This window comes from Caballeronia sp. INDeC2 (assembly GCF_023631325.1).
GTDB lineage: Bacteria > Pseudomonadota > Gammaproteobacteria > Burkholderiales > Burkholderiaceae > Caballeronia.
The window spans coordinates 122,141-142,836 of the sequence record NZ_JALQDG010000041.1 but is presented as its reverse complement, the minus strand read 5'-3'; the positions used below and the strand labels follow the sequence as shown (position 1 = coordinate 142,836).

Here is a 20,696-nt window from a genome sequence, read left to right as displayed (position 1 = left end):
ACCCATGCGCCTGCCTCCGCTTAAATCGATCATCGCGTTCGAAAGCGTTGCGCGAACGAAGAGCGTGAATCGCGCTGCCGACGAACGCGGCCTCACGCCCTCCGCCGTCAGCCATTAGTTGGCGAATCTGGAAGGCATCGTCGGGCGTCCGTTATTCACGCGTCTGGGCCGCGGCCTCGTGCTCGCTCCGACCGTCTCGCAAAATCAAACTGCGTTGATCGTCGGGTCAAAGGGGCGGACTGGGCGAAGCGGTAGCGACTGCCCTGCTTACCGCTGGCGTCACGCCGACGTATCGTCAGATCGCGCTGCCCGATGCGTTCCTCGATGCGGGCGCGTTGCCCACGCTGCACGATCGCTATGGCATCTCGACCAATGTGATGACGAGCACCATCAAAGGCTGGCTCGGGTAATGAGTGTGGGCCGCGCGCTTCGATGAATCGCGCGGCACGCATTTACTTCTTCTTTCGCCCGCCCTTCTTCGCGCCCGCCGCTTCTTTCGCGACGATCACGCCGGGACCGTTCATCTCTTCCATCCACGAAAGCGCGTCGGCATAAGCGAGAAATTGCTGGAAATAGCCCGGCGATACTTCGCGCATCAGCGACAACGAACGATGCACGAGACTGCTCGAATTGAGCGGTCCCGCATTCCTCGGCACTTGCGCGAGCGAATCGCGCAACTGCTTTTCCGCGCTGACTTTCGACCACACCGAGCGGAAGTATTCGAGCAATTCGGCGTGCGATGTTGCGTGCATCGAAGACGACTTTGCGATGTCTTCGACGAGCATGGCAAGCGGTCCGCGCTCATCTTCGTCGTGAGTCGCAGCGCCACGCGATGCGGCACGCTCGATATCGCCACGATAAGCATCGAGCAACTGTGCGACACGCGCATCGAGCATACGGCGCGCCTCGCCGTCATAGGCAGCCGCGCGTTTGTCGAGCGCATCGATGAGATGAAAGCGCACGGGATTCGCGCGATCGTCGCCATTCGCGCGCCATGCGTCGAGCGTCGCGCGGGCCGACGCCGCGTTATTCATGCGCCTTCACCGCGCCGTCCGCGGACCGCGGCACAGCGGATATCTCGACGCGACGATTCTTCGCGCGCCCGACTTCATCTGCGTTGGAACTCACGGGCTGCTCCGACCCGAACGCCGCCGCGAATACCGACGACGACGGCACGCCCGCATCGATCAACGCGCGCGTGACGGTCAACGCGCGTTTTGCGGAAAGCTCCCAGTTATCCGCGAAGCGCCGGTTGCCTTCGTGCACCTGTTGATCGTCGGCGAAGCCGCTCACCATGAGGATCTCCTCATGCGCGTGCAAGTACGACGCAAGCGGCCCGGCCAGACTCTTCAGCACATCGCGGCCTTGCGGTTGCAACTGATCCGAATTGAGCGCAAAGAGCACGCTGCCGCTGATGCCGATGCGCCCGTTCACGAGCGTCACACGCCCCGACGCGAGCGGCCCCGCGAGCGCCTGTTCGAGCGTCTTGCGGCGCTGCGTTTCTTCCTGACGGTGCTTCACCTCTTCGTCGAGCTTGTTCTCGAGCTGCAACTGCACGCCGATCACGCCGACAAGTATCAGCACGAACGCGCCCAGCAGCACCGACATCAGATCGGCAAACGCGGCCCAGATCGGCGCGGCGTGTTCCGCGCCGCCGTCGATTTCCTCGTTCATGCCGCGCGCGCTCCGGCCACGCGTTGTCCCGCGATATGCTGCAAGTCCTCGACGATCTGCTTCTGCGACATCATGCTCAGATCGATGACTTCCTTCGCCTGCGCGACGTAATACGCAAGCTGTTCGTCGCTGCGTGCCAGCGATTTATCGAGCGCGCCTTCGATGCGTTCGAGATGCGCGACGAGCTTGTCGTTCGATTCGCCGAAGGACTGCACGGCCGCACCGAACGCGTCCGAGAGGCTCGCCATCTCGACGGCGCTCGTCGTCACTTGCGCGGCCATCGCGCCGAGCTTGCCGGCCTCGCTTTCGACCGTGCCGGTGAACTGTGCGCCGACGCGTTCGAGCAGCGTCGCCGATGTATCGACCAGTGCGTCGATCGCGGCGCGTTGCTCGTTCGATGCGTGATTCACGGCATCGAGCAGCGTCTCGACCGTGGCGAGCAGACGGCTGCGCTCGTCGAGCATCGCGGTGTCGCGGACCATCGAATCGGACAGCTTCTGACGCATTTCGGCGACGACTTCAGCAGCGGCCTTCGGCGCTTCCGATGCCGCCTGAACAAGCCGCTCGATCTCCGCGATGGTCGCGCTTGCATGCGCCTGCGATTGCGCGGACATGTCGTGCGCGGTTTGCGAAAGCGCGTCGCAAATGTCCTTCTGACGATTCGCCGCCACCGCGCTCGTTTCCTGCCATTGGTCGCGCAACGATGCAGCCATCGTATCGAGCGCGCCGCTCCATGCCGCGAGTCGCGCTTCGCCGTGTTGCGCGAGTTCGGTGCGTAACTCCGCATGCGATCGATCGACCGATTGCACGAGCGATGCCGCATGCCGCTCGAAGCTCGCAGCCGCCGTCGTCAATGCGTTCTGGTTCTGCGCGGCCGCTTGCTCGTTGGCGCGCGCGTGCTGCGCGAGCGCATCCCGCCATGTTTGCGACATGTTGCCCGTCGCCGTTTCGAGGCGCGCGGAAACACCATCGATCAAACCGGAAGAACGCGCTTCGAAGGTCTGCGCGAATTGCGCGAGCGATGCATCCATGTGTGCGACGAGCGCATCGGTCGATTGCGCGTGCTTCGCGACCGACGCCTCCAGCCCGCCCGACACGCGATCCATGTGCGCCGACACGCCTTCGACGAGATTGGCCGCGCGCTGATCGAACGCAAGCGCGAAGCGATCGAGCGATCCGCTCATCTCATCGACGAGCGCCGCGCTGGATTGCGCGTGCTTCGAAAGCGATGCGTTCCAGATCTCCGCGACCTTCTCCGACGATGCCTCGAAGCCGCTCGACAAGCCTTCGAGCTGACGCGCGACCGCCTGTTCGACGCTACCATGCAGCGCGGTGACTTCGCGCGCAATGCCGTCCATCGTCGCTTGCATGACGGGCTGCAATGCGGCGCTCGCGGCACGCGCGCTGTCCGCGACGCTCTGTTTCAGCGACAGTTCCACCGATGTCGCCAGCCTTCGGTACGACGTCTCCGCCTTCGCATGAAACGCCTCCTGACTGGCGAGCTGGCGTTCGCTCGCCGCGAGGCTTTGCTGCTCGATGGCGATGGTCATCGACTGAAGACGATCGACGAGCTTCGGCATCAGTTCGGTCTGAAGCTGCAGCAGCTTGAACGTCTCTTCGCGCCGATGCGCTTGCGTGAAGACGCGCAGCGTCGTCGCGATCTTCGCGTCGAGTCGTTGCGCGACATCGAGGCGTTCGCGACGGCACAACGCAGACAGAAGGCCGAGCATCGCGGACGTCGCCACGCCCGCGATCGACGTGCCGAATGCGAAGCCGAGGCCCGTCACGGGTGCGGAGAGCGACGCGCGGATCGCCGTCAGATCCGATGCGCTTTGCAACGCCGTGCCGGTGCCGCGCAGCGTCGCGACCATGCCAAGCAACGTACCGAGCATGCCGAGCAACACGAGCAAACCGACGAGATATGGCGCGAGCACAGGGCCCGGCAACGCCGCGCGCTCGCCTTCGACACGTAGACGCACCGCATTGCGCAAGCTCGGATGCAGACTGTCGAGCCACACGGCGAGGCTGCGCGGCGCGCTCGCGAGTTGCGTGACGGCCTGTTCGAGCGAGACGGTGATCTGTTGATAGCGCCGCAATTCCGCCGCGCCCGCGAGATAGCATCCGGCGATCACGACCGTCACGGCGAACGCGATCGCATTCGACGCGATATACGCCATGCCGATGCCGAGAACCGCGGCGAGGCCAATTGAGAAGACAACGATGTTCAGAAGATTTCGGGGCATAGCGAGCCAGTTAGCGGCGGCGAAGAGCCGCGAGCAAGCCTTCGATCGGTTGAAAACGAACATCCAGTTCGGCGATGAGCACGCTTTGCAGATCCTTGCGGAACACGTCGAGCCATGCGTGAGCCGACGATCCCTCGACAGCGACGTGAGCGTTCTTCAAGCGCTCGAAATGCTTGCCGAGCAGCGCGGGCACATTGGCGAGCAGACTGCGTTCGCGCGCGCTCAAAGCCTGTTCCATGACGGCATCGACGACAGCGAGGCGCGCCATGTCCGCTGATCTCGCTGCGAGCATCGATCGCAAGCGCGTGCGCAGCGCGCCGATGTCGGATTCCATTGCCTGTTGCAGCGATACATAACGCTGACGATAGTCCGCATAGTCGACCGGGCTATCCGGCGGCTGCTGCACCGGCGCCCGATGCCTTCGGCGCGTGGCCGCTTCCTCGCGTGTGAACGCGCCGGCGAGCGAGGTCCGCACGCGCGCGCACTCTTCTTCCACGTCGCGAGGCGCGGATCGCGCGCCGGAGAGAGCGGGCGGATCGGTCGCGAGCGCGGTGGACAGCGCGATCGCATCGGTCCAGCCGAGCCATTGACTCAGGCGGTCCGCGAGCGATTGAGCGGGTTCTTGAACATCGAGATCGGCAAAATGTGCCAGCAGCCGAACGAGCGCCGGGCCGCTGAATGCCGTGCGCTTCATGCCTTGCACAGTATCACCGGGGGCAAAAGGACACTATTTTACCTGCGCGGGCGAAATCGATGCCGCGTTTCTTGTCGCAACGGCGCAATGCGTGCCGAACGTCCCGCCTCAAGGCGCCTTCGCCGGCATGAACGCGAACGGCTGCGTGGCGACGAAACTTCCCGCTGTCTCGCCCGAGAAGACCTGCCCCGCATCGATCGTAAGTTTCATCACCGGCGCGCCAGGATTCAGGTTGAGCTTCTTGAGCGACACCCAGAAGGTATCGGGCCGCGTCGCGGAATCGAAGTAATAGATCATGTTCTGCTGGTCCGACACGGTACGCCATATCGTCGACGAAAGATTGGGCTGCTCCGGCGTGCCGATGCCGAGCGGCACGCTCACCGAACGCATCACGCTCATCACGCTCGCGACCGCCTGGAACGCATACGAACCCTGCGGCACGCCTGCCATGTAGCTCGGATCGGCCTGCTTCGGAATCGCGTCGAGCAGGAAGGATGCGCGCACGAAGCGGTCCGCCGCGCGGTTCGTGCCGGGCAGAAAGCCCAGACCGCCGACGCTCTTCCAATACGTGTCGATGGCAAGCTGTTCATCGTAGATCGGCGAGTTGGTCATTACCTTGTACTTCTTGCCCTGATGGATGATCAGTTTGCCGTTGATGTATTCGAAGATGGCCGAATCGCCGCGCGCGTCCGACAACGAGAGATGGATCGTCAGCGGCTTGCCGTTGGGCAGCGGCGGCGCGATGATCTGGAACGGCTCGCGCGAAAGCACATACACCGCCTGCCCGACAGTCGCGAAGTTATCGAGCGCATATTGCGCCCACAGGCTGATCGACATCGGATCGCGCTTCGCGTCGGGCTTGCCGTAATCGGTTTCCGCGAGATAGAGCGCATTGGCGACGAGTCCGCGCTCGTTCATGCCGTCGACGGTGCCGATCTCATAGCCCGATACCACCACGCTGCCGTACTTCGATTTCCATTTGATCGATCGCGGCCCGGCGTTGCCATCGCGCTCGATGCCCGCGGGCATCACCCAGAGGTTCGAGCGCATGTCCTCGGACCAGTCCATCGACCGGCCCGTGATGACGAGGCCTTTGTCGCCGACATACAAAGCGCGCGTGCAGGCGAGGGCGAGCGATGTGGAGAACAATGCAAGCGCGGCAAGGCACGCAATCTTTCGAGTCAGACGGGTCATGGCCGTATTCCCTCGGTCGTTTGTCGAAGGATATGTTTCATCCTTCATTGAGCGGCGGCAGCGCCGAACTTCTCGCACGACGCAAGCCCTTCCATCGTGTCCATCGGTGCAGCTTCACATGCACCCGGCCTTGCGCGGCGTGCGCGCCTTGGTAATGCGTTTGAACCGCTTTGGCTAAGTCCTTGAGTTCGGTTTGCGGGAGTGCATCGAGCGTTGCAGGATGTCTGAAGCGCGGATTGACATCCATCCATCGATACAGCGCTGGAATCACGCTTCGCATCGAACCGGAATCCAACGCTCGCTTCAACGCGCGCCACGCGGCGAACTCGCCTTGCGCGCGCTTCTTGCGCTCGGCCGCGAGCCGGCGCATCGAACGCTCGAACCCTGCACGCAAGCGCGGATAGAACCCCACGCCTGCCACGATGCATGCAAGCACAATGCATGCATAAACGATGTCCCGCGCATTCAGGAAGATCACGGTATGGCGCGCCGCGCCAGCGAGCGCATCGGCAGGAATCGCCCATAGCGGCTTCTCGTGCGCCGCGCGCGCCGTGAAGTTCACCGCGGGCAGATGAATCGTTTCGCGCCGCTGCGTCGACGTGTTCCACCATTCGATATCGATCGGCGGCAATGCGTAACTTCCGCGCCTGTTCACCACATACGTGACCGTGTCGGTCCGTTCACCCGCGACGAGGCCCGTTCGATCGTCGGAGATATTGCGGGTCACCGGCGGCTTCGGGTAGCGCCGCAAGCCTTCGATATCGCCGAACGGCACCGGCGCGATCAACATCGATTCGGTTGCATCGGCGTGTTGCGTGACGACGCGCGTCACCGTGCCGCCCACTTCGATCTTGCCGTCCTGGGGCTCGATGCGCTGCGCGGCCGTGAGAGCGGGCGCGGGAAAGAACGTCGTCATGCCTTCCGCGCCGGGCGGCAGCATGGCCGCGAATTTCAGCGGCGTGGTCTGCTGCGTAACGGGCGTATCCATGCCGCCCGGATGCAGCGTGATGACGAGCGCGGGCACATCGAACGCACCCGACGTGCGCGGCACGATGCGATAGACGCGGCTCACACCGAACCATCGAACGCCGTCGATCATTTCGTTGAAATTGAGCGCGTTTTCGTCGGGCAGCGTGACGAACGCATCGCGAACCTCGAACATCGGCCAGTCGGGCGCGGCGGTGAACCACGTCGTCGTGAGTGCATCGACGACGAGCTTGACCGCGCTGCCCGCGGCCACCGTCCCCGATGGTTCGAGATGCGCACGCAGCATGGTGCGCGGCGCATCGTCGGCCCAGGCGCATGAGCATGCGAGCCACAGAAAGATGATCGACAGAACGCGGTGCATCACGGCGCGCCTCCTGCTTCCTGCGCAAAGCGCTGATGCAGAAACGCCGCCGGCGACGTATTCAGATTGCGCATCCATGCTTCTTCCGATGGACGCTGTCCCTGAACGAGCACTTGCTTGCCGTCCTTGCTCTTCTTCTTTTGAATGTCGATCTGATCGGGCTTCAGCGTAGTCGATTCGTCGCTATCGCCCTTCTCGTCCTTGATGAGCTTCCGCATGAGATCGCGATTGGCGCTCGCCGCGGCGAAGTCGGCGCGAATGGCGAGCGCGTTGTCGTAGGCTTTCACGGCGCCCTCGTAATCATTCAGATGCGCGAGTGTATTGCCGATGTAGAAATACGCCTGCGCCGTATTCATGCGCGAAAAGGTTTCGAGCGCATCCGCATAATCGCCCGCGAGATATTGCGCGCGGCCTTTCCACATCGGATCGTCGAAGCGTTGCGCGGCGCGCTTGTAGTCGCCGTGTTCGAAGCTCCATCGACCTTGCTGATCGTGCGTCGCGAACAGGTCGAGCCATTCGAATGATGCCGCATGTGCGTTCTTCGGCACGCCGGTGGTTGCAAGCGCGATCAATACGACGGGCAGCCACTTAACCGTCCAGCCGCGCCGGAAGCCATACAACGCGAGAAGGAGAATCGGCAACACGAGCCAATAGCCCGTCTCCTTCCAGCGAGGCACGATCTTCGACTCTTGCGCCGCTTCGAGATAAACCTGCGCACGACGCTGAACCCATTCGATGTCGTCGTCATCGGGACGGATGCTCGCGAGCGGGATCGACGCGGCCTGCGTGATCTTTCGAATCGCCGCCGCGTCGAATGTGCCGATGACCGGATGGCCTGCATCGTCCAATGCGATCTCGCCGTTCGACTTGCGCACCGGGCCGCCGTTCTCCGTGCCTACCGCAAGCCATAGCAACTGATGCTTCGACGCCTTCGCGATACGCAAGAACGCATCGCTGCGGCTTTCGTCGAAACCATCGCTCATGAAGACGATCGTCCCCGCGGCCTCGTCCTTTTGCAGCATGTGCTCGGCAATCGCGAGACCGGCCGCCGCGTTCCTGCCATCGCGCGGCATGAGTTCGGGCGCGAGCGCGGGCACATACAGTTCGAGCATGGCCGGGTCTTCCGTGGGCGGCACGACGAGATGCGCGCTCGATGCGAACACGACGAGCCCCGTGCGTGCGCCCTTTCTCGCGGCCGCGAGATCGAGCACTTTCTGCTTCGCGCGTTCGATGCGCGTCGGCGCGATATCGGATGCATCCATCGAACGCGCGAGCTCCAGCACGACGACGAGCGGCGCCTTGTCCTGATCGAACGGTGGACGTTCCTGCTCCCAGGTCGGACCGGCGACGGAGATTGCGCCGAGCGCGATCAGCGCGGACAACGCATGCACCGGCTGGATACGACGCCGCTTCGTGTCGCCGACGATCAGATGCTCCAGCAAATGCGGCGCGATGATGCTGCGCCAGCGCGCGCGCATATCGTTGCGCCGCAGCCAGACGAATGGAAGCAGCACGGCGGGTATCAATAGCAAGAGCCACAGCGGCCGCAGAAAATGAAACGCGGTGAGGTCGATGGACATGTCAGGCCTGCACCTCTTCCATCGGCGTCGCACGTCGCGGCGCGCGCACCAATGCGATGAGATACGCGAGCACGTGATACAGCGTGAGAATCGACACGGCAAGCGCGAGCGGCACCCAATAGAACTCGCGCTGCGGACGATAGATCTCGCGCTTGATCTTCTCGGGCGTCATCTTGTCGATGTCCGCATAGACGGCGGCGAGATCCTGCTCGCGGCCGAGCGCGCGAAAGGCGCTGCCGCCCGTCGTCTTCGCGATGCGCGCGAGCGCGTCGAGATCGACCTTGTCCTCGCCTTGCGTATCCGGATCGCCGATACCGATCGTATGCACGACGATGCCGTGCCGCTTCGCAATACGCGCCGCCTGTTCGGGCGGGATCGCGCTTGCAGTGTCGTTGCCGTCGGTGAGCAGCACGAGCACTTTTTCCTGCGCGGGCGTGCTCTCCATCAGCTTCACCGAAAGACCGATCGCATCGCCGATCGCCGTGCGTGGTCCCGCCATGCCGATGCGCATTGCGTCGAGCAACATCAGCACGCTATCGTGATCGAGCGTGAGCGGCGCTTGCGGATAAGCGGCATCGCCGAACACGACGAGACCGATGCGATCGCCCTTGCGTTTCGCGATGAAATCCGCGACCACGCGTTTCACCGCGCTCAGGCGATCCATGCGCTCGTTCGTCGAGGTGTCGATGAAGTCGCGCTCGCTCATCGATTGCGAGAGGTCGATCGCGAGCAGCAGATCGCGCGCGGGCATGTCGCGCGTAACGGGCGCTTCGACGAATACGGGCCGCGCCGCCGCGATCAACAGCACGACCCAAAGCACGCGTTGCAGCCAGTTGCTGCGCAGGCGCACGCCGCCGGGCGCGGGCTTTTCTCCGGCAGCGTCGGCCATCTCCTGGAAGAACGGCACGCGCACCGCCGATGCCGTCGTGCGATATGCGGGCACGAGCCACCACACGAGCGCGGGCAGCGGCAAGAGCACGAACATCCACGGAAGCTCAAACTTCCACATGATGCTGGCCGATCCAGTCGCGCGCGGCCTGCACGAGCCGTTGCGCCTGTTGCCGCGTAATGGCCGCGAGACGTTCGCGCGGCGCATAGCTCGCCATATAGAGTAACGCGCCGCTTTCATCGTCGAACGCGCCGTGCGTCTTCTTCAGATAGGCAAGCCACGATGCGCCGCTCAACGCGGCCACTTGTTCACGCGGCGCGGCCGCGAGCGCCGTGCGCTTCATAAGCGGCGCGATTTCGCCAAGCGCCGATGCGCGTGTGGCTTCATCGCCCAGCTTCGCTTCGATTCGCGCGAGTTCGGCAAGCGCCTCGCGCCGATACCGCGACCGCTCGTGACGCCGCCATGCGAGCCATGCGGCCGCGAGCACGATTACGACGAGCAGCAACGCGACGAACACCCAGCCGATGGTCTGCGGCGCGTAAGAGACCGGCTCGGGCAAAGGCAACTCACGCAGCGACTGCAACGCCGCGGGCGTGTCGCGCGGAACGGGCGCGTCGCTCATAGGCCGCTTCCCGATGCATGACGCGGACGCTCGCCGAACAATCTTCGCACCTGATCCACGACCGGTTCCGCCGTCGATAGTGCCATCAACGGCACGCCGCTCGCGCGCAACAAGTCCGCTATCTCGGCGGCGCGTCCCTTGAAAAGGCTCGCGAGCGGCGCACGCACGCGCTCGTGTTCGATGCGCAATTCCACCTGCAAGCGCCCTTCGGTCACCACGAGCGCGCGATGCTCGGGCATGCGCTGCCACATCGGATCGAACACAAGCGCGGCGATCACGTCGTTATGCGCGGCAAGCTGGCGCAAGAGTTGCCGCGTGCGTTCATCGACGCCCGCGAAGTCGCTCATGATGCACACGAGAAAATCGTGTCCCGCGGTCTGCAGCACGCCTTCGAGCGCGGCGTTCAGTTGCGCGTAGTTCGTGCGCGCGGGACTGTCGGCGGCGAGCGCGCGATTCATGCGGCCGATCGCGCCGAACAGCATCTCGATGCGCGTTCTGCTGCGCAAAGGCCGTACGCGCACGATCTCGTCGTCGCCGAAGACGACGCCGCCCACGCGATCGCCCGCGTTGAAACCCATCCACACGGCGAGCGCGGCCGCCTCGGCCGCGACGACGGACTTGAACGCGCGGCTCGATCCGAAGAACATGTTCATGCGCTGATCGACCATCACGAGCAAGGGACGGTCGCGTTCCTCGGTGTACACGCGCACATGCGGCTTGCCGGTGCGCAGACTCACGCGCCAGTCGAGATGACGGATATCGTCGCCGGGCAGATAACCGCGCAATTCCTCGAAGTTGAGTCCGCGTCCGCGCATGCGCGACGCATGCCTGCCCGACAGAATGCTCGACACCGGCGCGGGCGCGAGAAAGCTCAGGCCACGCGCACGGAATTCGAGCCTCGCGAGATGCGCGGCATCGACATACACGCTTCCGATCGAATCCTCTGCGCTTGCCATCATCGATACATTCCCTCGGGAATCACGCGGGCACGGCCACTTTCTCCACCAGCCGGTCGATGACCCTGTCCGCGCTGACATTGTCGGCATTCGCGTCATACGACAGCAGCAGCCGATGACGCAACACCGGATGAATCACCGCGCGCACGTCGTCGGGCGTGACGAACTCGCGCTCGTCGAGCCATGCATGCACGCGGCTCGCGCGATCCAGCCCGATCGCGCCGCGCGGACTCGCGCCCACATCGATCCATTTGCCGAGGTCGGCGTCGATGGTCTCGCCATGCCGCGTCGCATTCACCAGCGACACGATGTATTCGTCGATGGCGCTCGCCACGCTCACGCGCCGCGCCGCCTCGCGCGCCGCGAATATGTCTTCCTGCGAAAGCGCTTCGAAGCTCGTCTGCTCGCCTTCGTGCTCACGCCGCAACAAACGCAACATCTCGCACTCGCTTTGCGGCGACGGATACGTGATCAGCACCTTCAACAGAAAGCGGTCCATCTGCGCTTCGGGCAACGGATACGTGCCCTCCTGTTCGATGGGGTTTTGCGTCGCCATGACGAGAAAGAGATCGGGCATTGCGTGCGTCTTGCCCGCTACGGATATCTGTCGCTCTTCCATGGCTTCGAGCAATGCGGACTGAACCTTCGCGGGCGCGCGATTGATTTCGTCCGCAAGGATCAGATTGCCGAAGATCGGGCCGGGCTGAAACGCGAGCGTGCGTTCCGTACCCGATTGCAATAGCGTCTCACCGCCGGTGATGTCGGATGGAAGCAAGTCGGGCGTGAACTGGATGCGCTTCATCGTTGCAGCGAGGCGCGCGGCGATGGCCTTCACGGTGCGCGTTTTCGCGAGGCCGGGCAGGCTTTCGAGCAACACGTGGCCATCGGCAAGCAACGCGATCAGGATTTGTCGAACGACGGCTTCCTGCCCCACGACGGCTTGCCCGATGCTCGCTTCGAAACGCCGGATGGTATCGCGCATGACTGGCTGTTCCCGATGGTTCGCCCATCTTACGTTGTAACCGCTCACGCTATAAGCCCGCGTGAGCGACAAGGTACTTGAGCGAAGGCCTTTCGTCAAAGCATCGCAGTGCGGTGCGTTTCGATGTTGCTCGCGTCTTTGAGCGCGCAGCTTTACGACACTGCTAAAAAAAGATTGAATTCGCGTAGGCGTTCGTATATTGGTGGGCCCAATTGGGGTCGATGAGGGTCGATGCGACAACCGGGGCACGAGCGGAGTCACGCATATGGCGGATGGATCGACGAAGCGAGAGCAGGACACGGCGGTGCGCGCCCCACGGCTGCGGCGCGTCGCGCTCTGGGCCGTGTTGCTTCTTCTATGTCCCGCGCTCGTCGGCTATGCGATGAACCGGGCGATGACAGATCACGCGACGCCGCACATCCGCATCGTGTCCGGCGACGGCGTGCACGGTCCGAAAGGCATGGCGTGGGTGCCCGGCGGCGCATTCCTCATGGGCAGCGACAGCAAGCTCGCGCAAGCGAACGAACGTCCCGCGCACAAGGTGCGTTTGCGTGGCTTCTGGATGGACGAGCATCACGTGACGAACGCGGAGTTTCGGCGTTTCGTCGAAGCGACGGGCTACGTCACCACAGCCGAGAAAAAGCCCGACTGGGACACGCTCAGGGTGCAACTGCCGCCCGGCACGCCCCGCCCGCCCGACAGCAAACTCGTTGCCGGTGCGATGGTGTTCGTCGGCGCGAAAGAGCAGGTGCCGTTGCAGGACTACTCGCGCTGGTGGCGCTTCGTGCCCGGCGCGGACTGGCGGCATCCGACGGGCCCGACGAGCAACATCGACGGCAAGGACGATCATCCCGTCGTGCAGGTCTCGTATGAAGATGCCGAAGCCTACGCGAAGTGGGCGGGCAAGCGCCTGCCGACCGAAGCCGAATGGGAGTTCGCCGCGCGCGGCGGCCTCGAGCAGGCCACGTATGCGTGGGGCGATCGGTTCACGCCCGACGGCAAGCAGATGGCGAACGTGTGGCAGGGACAGCAGCCGCAAGCCTTTCCCGTCGTCAATGCAAAGGCGGGCGGCGCGGCGGGCACGAGTCCAGTCGGCAGCTTTCCGGCGAACGGCTATGGCCTCTCCGACATGACCGGCAACGCATGGCAATGGACCGCCGACTGGTATCGCGCGGATCAGTTCCGGCGTGAAGCCTCGAACGGCGGCGTCGTCGATGAACCCAAGGGTCCGTCCGATTCATGGGATCCCGCGGATCCCGGCGTGCCCGTGCAAGCGCCCAAACGCGTGACGCGCGGCGGCTCGTTTCTTTGCAACGAAGCCTATTGCCTGAGCTATCGCCCGAGCGCGCGGCGCGGCACTGATCCGTTCAACAGCATGTCGCATCTTGGATTCCGGCTCGTAATGGACAAGGACGCGTGGGATCGGACGCATGGACAGACATCGATCGATACGGCAGCGCGTTGAGCGTCTTCTCGCGCTCGCGGCGACGCTGCTCGCGGCGTTCGTCATCGCCGGATGCGCGAGCCCGGGCGACAGCGCGAGCGTTGCAGGCGCACAGAGCGTACCGAGCGCACGGACGACGCCCGCCGCGCCCGCGATCCTGCCGTCGTGGCGCGAAGGCACCGCGCGCGCGGCCATCATCCGCTTCGTGGACGACGTGACGCGCGAAGGCACGCCTTCCTATGTGCCGCCCGCCGAACGCATCGCGGTGTTCGACAACGACGGCACCTTGTGGAGCGAGCAACCGCTCTACTTCCAGTTCGTGTTCATGATCGATCAGGTGAAGGCCGCCGCGCCGAAGCATCCCGAGTGGCGCAACAACCCCGCGTTTCGCGCGCTCGCGGCGCACGATCCGGCCGCGCTCGCGGGACAGCAGAAGGAAGTGATGAAGCTGATCGCGATCGCGAACAGCGGCATGACCGTCGATGAATACGACAGTGCGATTCGCGCCTGGCTCACGACCGCGAAGCATCCGAAGCTTGAGCGGCCCTACACCGAGCTCGTTTATCAGCCGCAACTCGAACTGCTCGCGTATCTGCGGGCGAACGGATTCAAGACATACATCGTGTCGGGTGGAACGATCGAATTCATGCGTGTGTTCGCCGAGCGCGTCTACGGCATTCCGCCCGAGCAAGTGATCGGTTCGAGCCAGGTCGTGAAGTACGACATGCGCGACGGCAAGCCCACGCTCGTGCGCGAACCGAAGATCGATTTCGTCGATGACGGTCCGGGCAAGCCCGTCGGCATCTATCGCAACATCGGGCGCAGGCCGCTGCTCGCGTTCGGCAATTCGGACGGCGACTTGCAGATGCTTCAGTACACGGCGGCGCAAGCGCGGCCGCATCTCGCGCTCGTCGTGCACCACGACGACGCGGCGCGCGAGTTCGCCTACGACCGGCAATCGAAGATCGGCAAGCTCGATCGAGCGTGGGACGAAGCACGCGCGAAAGGCTGGATCGTCGTGAGCATGAAGGACGACTGGAACGTGATCTATCCGTCGAACGCGGGACAGTAGCGGTTTCTCTGAAGCAAGCGGTTGCATTGCAACAGGAGAGCAACGATGAGAAAAGCAAGTCTTCGACGCATGCGCTATATCACCGGGGCGCTTGCCGCCATTGCGGCGATGTGCGTGCTGATCGTCCCGCCGATGGTCTCGACCGCGCAGACGCAGAACAACGCGAAGCCCGCGCAGAACAACCCAACGCCTGCGCAAAGCAACGCGAAGCCCGCCGACAATCAAAGCTCGAAGAAGCCGAACATCCTCGTGATCTTCGGCGACGATATCGGGCAGACCAACATCAGCGCCTATAGCAAGGGCGTGGTGGGTTACGAGACGCCGAACATCGACCGCATCGCCAATGAAGGCATGCTGTTCACCGACTACTACGCGGAGAACAGTTGCACGGCGGGCCGCTCGACGTTCATCACGGGCGAGGTCACGCTGCGCACGGGGCTGTCGAAGGTCGGCATACCGGGTGCGAAAGTGGGCTTGCAGGCGCAGAACGTGACTATCGCCGAAGCGCTCAAGCCGCTCGGTTATGCGACCGGCCAGTTCGGCAAGAATCACCTCGGCGACCGCGACGAATATCTGCCGACCAAGCACGGCTTCGACGAGTTCTTCGGCAATCTGTATCACCTGAACGCGGAAGAAGAGCCGGAGCGCCCCTACTATCCGAAGAACGATACGGCGTGGGTAAAGGCCAACGCGCCGCGCGGCGTGATCCATTCCTTCGCGGACGGCAAGATCCAGGACACCGGTCCGCTCACGACCAAGCGCATGGAAACGATCGACGATGAAACCACGCAGGCCGCGATCGACTTCATGCAGAAGCAGGCCAAAGCGAACAAGCCGTTCTTCGTGTGGATGAACACGACGCGCATGCATATGTTCACGCACGTGCGGCCCTCGATGCAGGGACAAAGCGGCATGCAGGGCAACGAGTATGCGGACGGCATGATCGAGCATGACGGCGACGTCGGCAAGCTGCTCAAGACACTCGACGATCTCAAGGTGACGGACAACACCATCGTCATCTATACGACGGACAACGGGCCGAATCAGTTCTCGTGGCCCGACGCCGCGACCACGCCGTTCAGAAGCGAGAAGGACACCAACTGGGAAGGCGCGTTCCGCGTGCCCGCGATGATCCGCTGGCCGGGGCACATCAAACCCAACTCCGTATCGCGCCAGATGATGTCCGGCCTCGACTGGTTCCCGACCTTGCTCGCGGCCGCGGGCGATACGAACATCTCCGATCGTCTGCTCAAGGGCGCGTCGATAGGCGGCAAGAACTTCAAGGTTCATCTCGACGGCTATAACTTCATGCCCTATCTCACGGGACAAGCGAAGGAAGGACCGCGCCACGAGTTCTACTACTTCAACGACGACGGCATGCTCGTCGCAATGCGCTTCAACGACTGGAAGCTCGTGTTCTGCGAGCAGCGTCTTCCCGGGGGCTTCCAGGTGTGGGCGAATCCATTTACGTGCCTGCGCGTGCCCAAGGCCTTCAATCTGCGGATGGACCCGTACGAACGCGCGGACATCGTGTCGGATCAGTACTACGACTGGATGACGAAGAACGCCTATATTGCGTCGTATGGCGTATCGAAAGTCGCGCCGTTTCTCGCGACGTTCAAGCAGTATCCGCCAAGTCAGCGGCCGTCGAGCTTCAGCATCGATCAGATGACGGACGCACTCATGAAAAGTATCGAGAGCACAGGGAAATAGCGGAGCCGCATTCTCACGATGAGCCATCTCAGCGCCGACCATCCGAAATCGATCCGACGCGAAGCAGCCCGCAAAGCGCGCCGCGTGCATTCGCATGACGCGCCCGTCGCGCAACGAACTGCGTTGCCTGCTTCGCTTTCGTTCGCGTCCGGGATGGCCGCGCTCATCTATCAGGTGCTTTGGGTGAAGCAGCTCACGCTCGTCGTGGGCGTCGAGGTGCAGGCGGTCACCGTCGCGATCAGTGCGTTCTTCGCGGGCCTCGCGATCGGCGGATGGGTCTTCGGCAAGCTCGCCGATCGCGTCGCGCAGGCATTCCTGCTCTACGCCGCGCTGGAGATCGCCGCGCTCGTGCTCGGCATCGGGGCGACTCAAGCGCTCGCGCACAGCGCGGCGCCGTTCGTCACGTTGCAGGCGAGCGCCGGGCCGCTCGCGTGGGCGCTGCCCTTCGTGCTCGTCGGGCTGCCCGCCATCGCGATGGGCGGCACGGTGCCCGTGCTCACGCGCGCGCTCGCGCCTTCGCGCAAAGGCGTGGGCGGCACGGGCGGAAGGCTGTACGCCGCGAACACGGCGGGCGCGATCACCGGCGCGCTCTTGCCCGCCTTCGTGCTGATCCCGTTGCTCGGCGTGCAAGGCAGCGCGCTGGCCGCAGCCGCATTGAACGCGATCGCGGCGCTCGGCGCGGTCGCGCTTTCTCGTCACGCGCGCCCGAGTCTCGCTGCCGCCATCCCCGCCGATGCATCGCGATCTTCAGGCACGGCCGAAGCGGGCAGCGCGCGCATCGCGGTCGCGTTGTATGCGGTCGCGGGCGGCATCGCGCTCGGCTATGAAGTCGTGTGGTCGCAGGCCATCGCGCAATTCATCAGCACGCGCAGCTTCGCGTTTTCCATCGTGCTGGCGACGTATCTCTTCGGCCTCGCGCTCGGCAGCGCGATCGCCGCGCGCTATGCGGACCGCGTGCGCGATCCGTGGAGCGCGTTCGGCGCGCTCATCGGCATGGCGGGGCTCGTCGCGCTCGGCGGAGTCGCGGGCGCGGGAGACTGGCTCACCGATGCGCAACGCCACGCGTCCGAACTCGCGCTCGCCGCGACCGGCAATCTGCTCACGTCGATGAGCGCGAGCTTCGCCGTCGCCGCCTGCGCGATCGTGCTCGCGCCGACGCTTCTGCTCGGCGCCGCTTTCCCCTTCGCGCTGCGCATGGCTGCGAACGCTCACGCGGACGATGCGAGATCCGGCATCGGCGCGGATGTCGGGCGCGTGCTCGCGCTGAACACGGCGGGCGGCATCGCGGGCACGCTGTTCGCTGGCTTCGAGCTCGTGCCGTCGCTCGGGCTGATCCGCTCACTCGGCGTGCTCGCCGTGGCGGCGGGTCTCATCGGCTTGTCAGCGACGTTGAACGCAAGCGCCTCGCGACGGACGAGCGTCATCGCGTGTGCGTCGATTGCGGCGCTCTCTGCGATCGTCGCGATCTTCACGCCCGCCGACAGACTCGGCGCGCTGCTCGCGAATGCGCACGGGGGCGGTCTCGCGTACTACGAGGAAAGCGCGGGCGGTACGGTCGCCGTGCTCGAACAAGGCGATGGCGCGCAGCGCTTTCGACGCCTCTATATCCAGGGCGTGTCGAATTCGGGCGATGCGATGAGCTCGCGCCGCTACATGCGCCTGCAAGCGCTCGTCCCGTTGATGATCCATTCCGGTACGCCGCGCTCGGCGCTCGTGATCGGTCTCGGCACCGGCATCACAGGCGGCGCGTTGCTCACGTGGCCGACGCTGGAAACGCGCGTCGTCGCGGAGCTGTTGCCCTCGGTCGTGCGCGCGTCGTCGCGTTTCGACGGCAATTACGGCATGAGCGCCGATCCGCGCATCGACATACGGATAGCCGATGGACGTCGCGAACTGCTCGCGCATGATGCACGCAATGCGCATTACGATCTCGTCACGCTGGAGCCGCCGCCGCCATCGGCTGCGGGCATCGTCAATCTGTACTCGACGGACTTCTATCGGCTGGCGGCGGCGCGTTTGAACGAGGGCGGCATCGTCGCGCAATGGCTGCCGCTCGCGACGCAGAACGAAGACCAGACGCGCTCGCTCATTCAGAGCTTTTTGCAGGTGTTTCCCCATGCGGCGTTATGGACGACCGAGTTCCACGAGATGATGCTCGTCGGTTCGATGCAGCCGATGCCGCTCGACGTGCCGCGCCTGCGCGAGCGTTTCGCGCAACCCGAGGTCGCGCGCGCGTTGCGCGAAGTCGGTATCGCTTCGCCGGAAGCGTTGGCGGCGACGTGGGTCGCGGATCGTTCGGCGCTCGCCTATTACGCGGAAGATGCACGCCCCGTCACCGACGACGATCCGCGCATCGAATATGCGCCGTGGGTGCGTCGCGGCGATTTCGCGACGACGCTTGCGCACCTGCTCGCATTGCAAAGCGAGCCGCCACTGACGAACGCGGACGCGGTATTCACCGGCGCGCTGGCTGCCGAGCGTGGCATTTTGCATGCGTTCTACCGCGCGGGATTGGATGCATATCGCGGCGACCGCGATGCGTGGACGCGCGACATCGGCGCGGTGATGCGGGCGGATCGCGCGAACCCGTACTATCGATGGGTGATGGGCGGCGCCGATTGAAGGCGAAGCAGACTCAGAAGACGAGCGTGGCCGTCGCCATGATGGTCTTCGTGCTCTTCAGCCGATTCGTGCTCGCGACCGAAGGCACCCAGCGCAGGCTCGCGGACAGCGGCGCCTTGCCGCCGATCTTCGTGTCGTAAGTGACGATCGGACCCACGGTGAAATCGTGGCCGACGAAGCCGTCGAGACGATCGGCGAGCGGGCCGCTGTCGCCGCCGAGTTGCTGCACCGTGCCCATCACCACGCCCATGCCGAATCCGTTCGCGAACTTCTTCAGGCCCATCACGTCGAGCGTGAAGAGAGGCGCGTTCTGATAGTTCGTCGCGGTGTTGCGCGTGTAAAACTGAAGGCCCATCACCGCATCGAATTCGAGGCCGTACTTCGGCACGATCTTCGTATAGGCGATCTGCGGCACGAAAGTCCAGTTGTTGAGGCTCGGATTCGCAAGCGCGTCCGCTTCGTATTTCCCGGTCGGCGCCCAGATGTTGAAGGACAGCGCGATGTGATCGGTTTCGGAGAAGTTGTAGCCCGCCACGATCGGCGTGAAGAGCATGTCGTAGAGATTCGACGCGTGGTCGCTCGTCGTCGTGTTGAACTGTCCGAGGGCGAAGGTGCCCGTGACTTTCTCCCACACGTACGGCAGCACGATGCCCGAGGCGAACGCCCAGCCGCCCGCGCTGCCCCACACTTTCAGCAGACTCGCGAGCGTCAGCGACAGTTCGCCTTTCAGCCCGAGCGAGCTTTGTCCCGCGACCGGCACCGGACGGCTGGCGCTGATCGAGCCGTCGAGGTAAACCGTCTGCAAGCTCGCGATCCACACCGGTTCGGCCGGCACGATGCCCACGCCCGAGAGCACGCTCGTTCCGGCGACAGGCCGCCCCAGCGCGCCTTCCGTCGCCGACGCACTGTCCGCGCCGAGCATCGACGCCACCGCGAGCATCGCCGCGCGCATACGCCTGTAAGAACGATTCCGTCGTGGGTTGATCCGCGTTCTCATGCTTCATCGCCGCGAGACTGCCAGCATCGATCGACCCAGCAATATTGGAATCCGGCGGCTTTGTAAAGGCGCGGAGATCGTCATCGAAAGCGTCCCTCGGCGTCGCGGCTATGATGGATGCTTCCACTTGTCGATTGCATACGTTATGCAGAATTCCAACCTATTGCCGATCAGACGCCTCATCCCCGCCGACGCCGAAGCATTCCGCGATATCCGACTCGAAGGGCTACGGCGCCACCCGGCGTCGTTCGGGGCTTCGTATGAGGACGAGCGCAATCAAGCGCCTGAATGGTTTGCGGCGCGCCTCGCCGATCACGCGATATTCGGCGGCCATTCGGGCGACGGTGCGCTTGCCGGCGTAGCCGGACTTTTGGTGCCGTCAGGCGCGAAGATGAAGCACAAAGGCATTCTCTGGGGCATGTACGTGCGCGAAAGCGCGCGCGGCACCCGGCTCGCCGCGGCGCTCGTCGAGCGTGTGCTCGCGCATGCGCGCGGTGTCGTCGATGAAATCAAGCTCGAGGTCGCGCCGGACAATGTCGCGGCGATCGGGCTTTATCGCGCGGCGGGGTTCGTCGAATATGCGCGCGAACCGCGTGCGCTGAAGATCGACGGCGTCTATCACGATTCCGTCCAGATGACGCTCAGGTTCGAGCGTCCCTGATAGCG

At 64.2% G+C, this 20,696-nt stretch carries 17 protein-coding genes and 2 pseudogenes; 7 read left to right on the top strand and 12 right to left on the bottom strand.

Annotated elements, in window-relative coordinates; translation table 11 throughout:
• Positions 1-4: 4 nt before the first annotated feature.
• Together NCS28_RS26390 and NCS28_RS26385 are read left to right on the top strand one after the other, a co-directional pair.
• Positions 5-202, top strand: a pseudogene (locus NCS28_RS26390) (LysR family transcriptional regulator); the annotation flags it as partial.
• 31 nt (positions 203-233) lie between these two features.
• Positions 234-410 (top strand): annotated as a pseudogene (locus tag NCS28_RS26385) (transketolase family protein); the annotation flags it as partial.
• Positions 411-452: 42 nt separating this feature from the next.
• On the opposite strand, the gene NCS28_RS26380 reads toward NCS28_RS26385, so the two are convergent.
• The 11 genes from NCS28_RS26380 to NCS28_RS26330 form a co-directional block, all read right to left on the bottom strand.
• On the bottom strand, positions 453-1,034 hold the full coding sequence (locus tag NCS28_RS26380; RefSeq protein ID WP_250516724.1) for a DUF2894 domain-containing protein: 582 nt from the start codon (positions 1,032-1,034) through the stop codon (positions 453-455).
• Positions 1,027-1,674 (bottom strand): OmpA family protein, encoded by a 648-nt coding sequence (locus NCS28_RS26375; protein ID WP_250516723.1) that lies wholly within the window; start codon positions 1,672-1,674, stop codon positions 1,027-1,029. Before NCS28_RS26375 ends, NCS28_RS26380 begins: the two co-directional genes overlap by 8 nt.
• Positions 1,671-3,917 (bottom strand): DUF802 domain-containing protein, encoded by a 2,247-nt coding sequence (locus NCS28_RS26370; RefSeq protein WP_250516722.1) that lies wholly within the window; start codon positions 3,915-3,917, stop codon positions 1,671-1,673. The genes NCS28_RS26375 and NCS28_RS26370 overlap by 4 nt, the downstream gene beginning before the upstream one ends.
• Positions 3,918-3,927: 10 nt before the next feature.
• A complete protein-coding gene (locus tag NCS28_RS26365; protein ID WP_250516721.1) occupies positions 3,928-4,611 on the bottom strand; it encodes a DUF3348 domain-containing protein in 684 nt (227 codons plus the stop codon).
• A gap of 108 nt (positions 4,612-4,719) precedes the next feature.
• On the bottom strand, positions 4,720-5,805 hold the full coding sequence (locus NCS28_RS26360; RefSeq protein WP_250516720.1) for a linear amide C-N hydrolase: 1,086 nt from the start codon (positions 5,803-5,805) through the stop codon (positions 4,720-4,722).
• A 37-nt stretch (positions 5,806-5,842) separates the two neighbouring features.
• The gene (locus tag NCS28_RS26355) at positions 5,843-7,153 is read right to left on the bottom strand and encodes a hypothetical protein (RefSeq protein WP_250516877.1); all 1,311 of its coding nucleotides are present in this window, start codon (positions 7,151-7,153) and stop codon (positions 5,843-5,845) included.
• Entirely contained in the window at positions 7,153-8,733 is a 1,581-nt protein-coding gene (locus tag NCS28_RS26350) for a vWA domain-containing protein (RefSeq protein ID WP_250516719.1), read from the bottom strand. Before NCS28_RS26350 ends, NCS28_RS26355 begins: the two co-directional genes overlap by 1 nt.
• A gap of 1 nt (position 8,734) precedes the next feature.
• A complete protein-coding gene (locus tag NCS28_RS26345; protein WP_250516718.1) occupies positions 8,735-9,742 on the bottom strand; it encodes a vWA domain-containing protein in 1,008 nt (335 codons plus the stop codon).
• A complete protein-coding gene (locus tag NCS28_RS26340; protein ID WP_250516717.1) occupies positions 9,729-10,244 on the bottom strand; it encodes a DUF4381 domain-containing protein in 516 nt (171 codons plus the stop codon). The genes NCS28_RS26345 and NCS28_RS26340 overlap by 14 nt, the downstream gene beginning before the upstream one ends.
• Positions 10,241-11,203, bottom strand: a complete 963-nt coding sequence (locus NCS28_RS26335; RefSeq protein ID WP_250516716.1) for a DUF58 domain-containing protein — start codon at positions 11,201-11,203, stop codon at positions 10,241-10,243. Before NCS28_RS26335 ends, NCS28_RS26340 begins: the two co-directional genes overlap by 4 nt.
• Before the next feature lie 19 nt (positions 11,204-11,222).
• The gene (locus NCS28_RS26330; RefSeq protein WP_250516715.1) at positions 11,223-12,182 is read right to left on the bottom strand and encodes an AAA family ATPase; all 960 of its coding nucleotides are present in this window, start codon (positions 12,180-12,182) and stop codon (positions 11,223-11,225) included.
• Positions 12,183-12,564: 382 nt separating this feature from the next.
• Between NCS28_RS26330 and NCS28_RS26325 the strand changes: the two genes are divergently transcribed.
• From NCS28_RS26325 to NCS28_RS26310, 4 genes are read left to right on the top strand one after another with little or no spacing between them, the layout of a single operon-like run.
• Positions 12,565-13,647, top strand: a complete 1,083-nt coding sequence (locus tag NCS28_RS26325; RefSeq protein WP_250516876.1) for a formylglycine-generating enzyme family protein — start codon at positions 12,565-12,567, stop codon at positions 13,645-13,647.
• Positions 13,613-14,698, top strand: coding sequence for an HAD family hydrolase (locus NCS28_RS26320; protein ID WP_250516714.1), 1,086 nt, complete (start codon positions 13,613-13,615; stop codon positions 14,696-14,698). Before NCS28_RS26325 ends, NCS28_RS26320 begins: the two co-directional genes overlap by 35 nt.
• A gap of 45 nt (positions 14,699-14,743) precedes the next feature.
• Complete coding sequence (locus NCS28_RS26315) at positions 14,744-16,411, top strand: arylsulfatase (RefSeq protein WP_250516713.1); 1,668 nt, start codon at positions 14,744-14,746, stop codon at positions 16,409-16,411.
• A gap of 18 nt (positions 16,412-16,429) precedes the next feature.
• Entirely contained in the window at positions 16,430-19,033 is a 2,604-nt protein-coding gene (locus tag NCS28_RS26310) for a fused MFS/spermidine synthase (RefSeq protein WP_250516712.1), read from the top strand.
• Positions 19,034-19,046: 13 nt separating this feature from the next.
• Here the strand turns inward: NCS28_RS26310 and NCS28_RS26305 are convergent, their stop codons facing one another.
• Positions 19,047-19,985 (bottom strand): SphA family protein, encoded by a 939-nt coding sequence (locus NCS28_RS26305; protein ID WP_250516711.1) that lies wholly within the window; start codon positions 19,983-19,985, stop codon positions 19,047-19,049.
• A gap of 190 nt (positions 19,986-20,175) precedes the next feature.
• Between NCS28_RS26305 and NCS28_RS26300 the strand changes: the two genes are divergently transcribed.
• Positions 20,176-20,691 (top strand): GNAT family N-acetyltransferase, encoded by a 516-nt coding sequence (locus NCS28_RS26300; RefSeq protein ID WP_250516710.1) that lies wholly within the window; start codon positions 20,176-20,178, stop codon positions 20,689-20,691.
• The last annotated feature ends 5 nt before the right edge of the window (positions 20,692-20,696 follow it).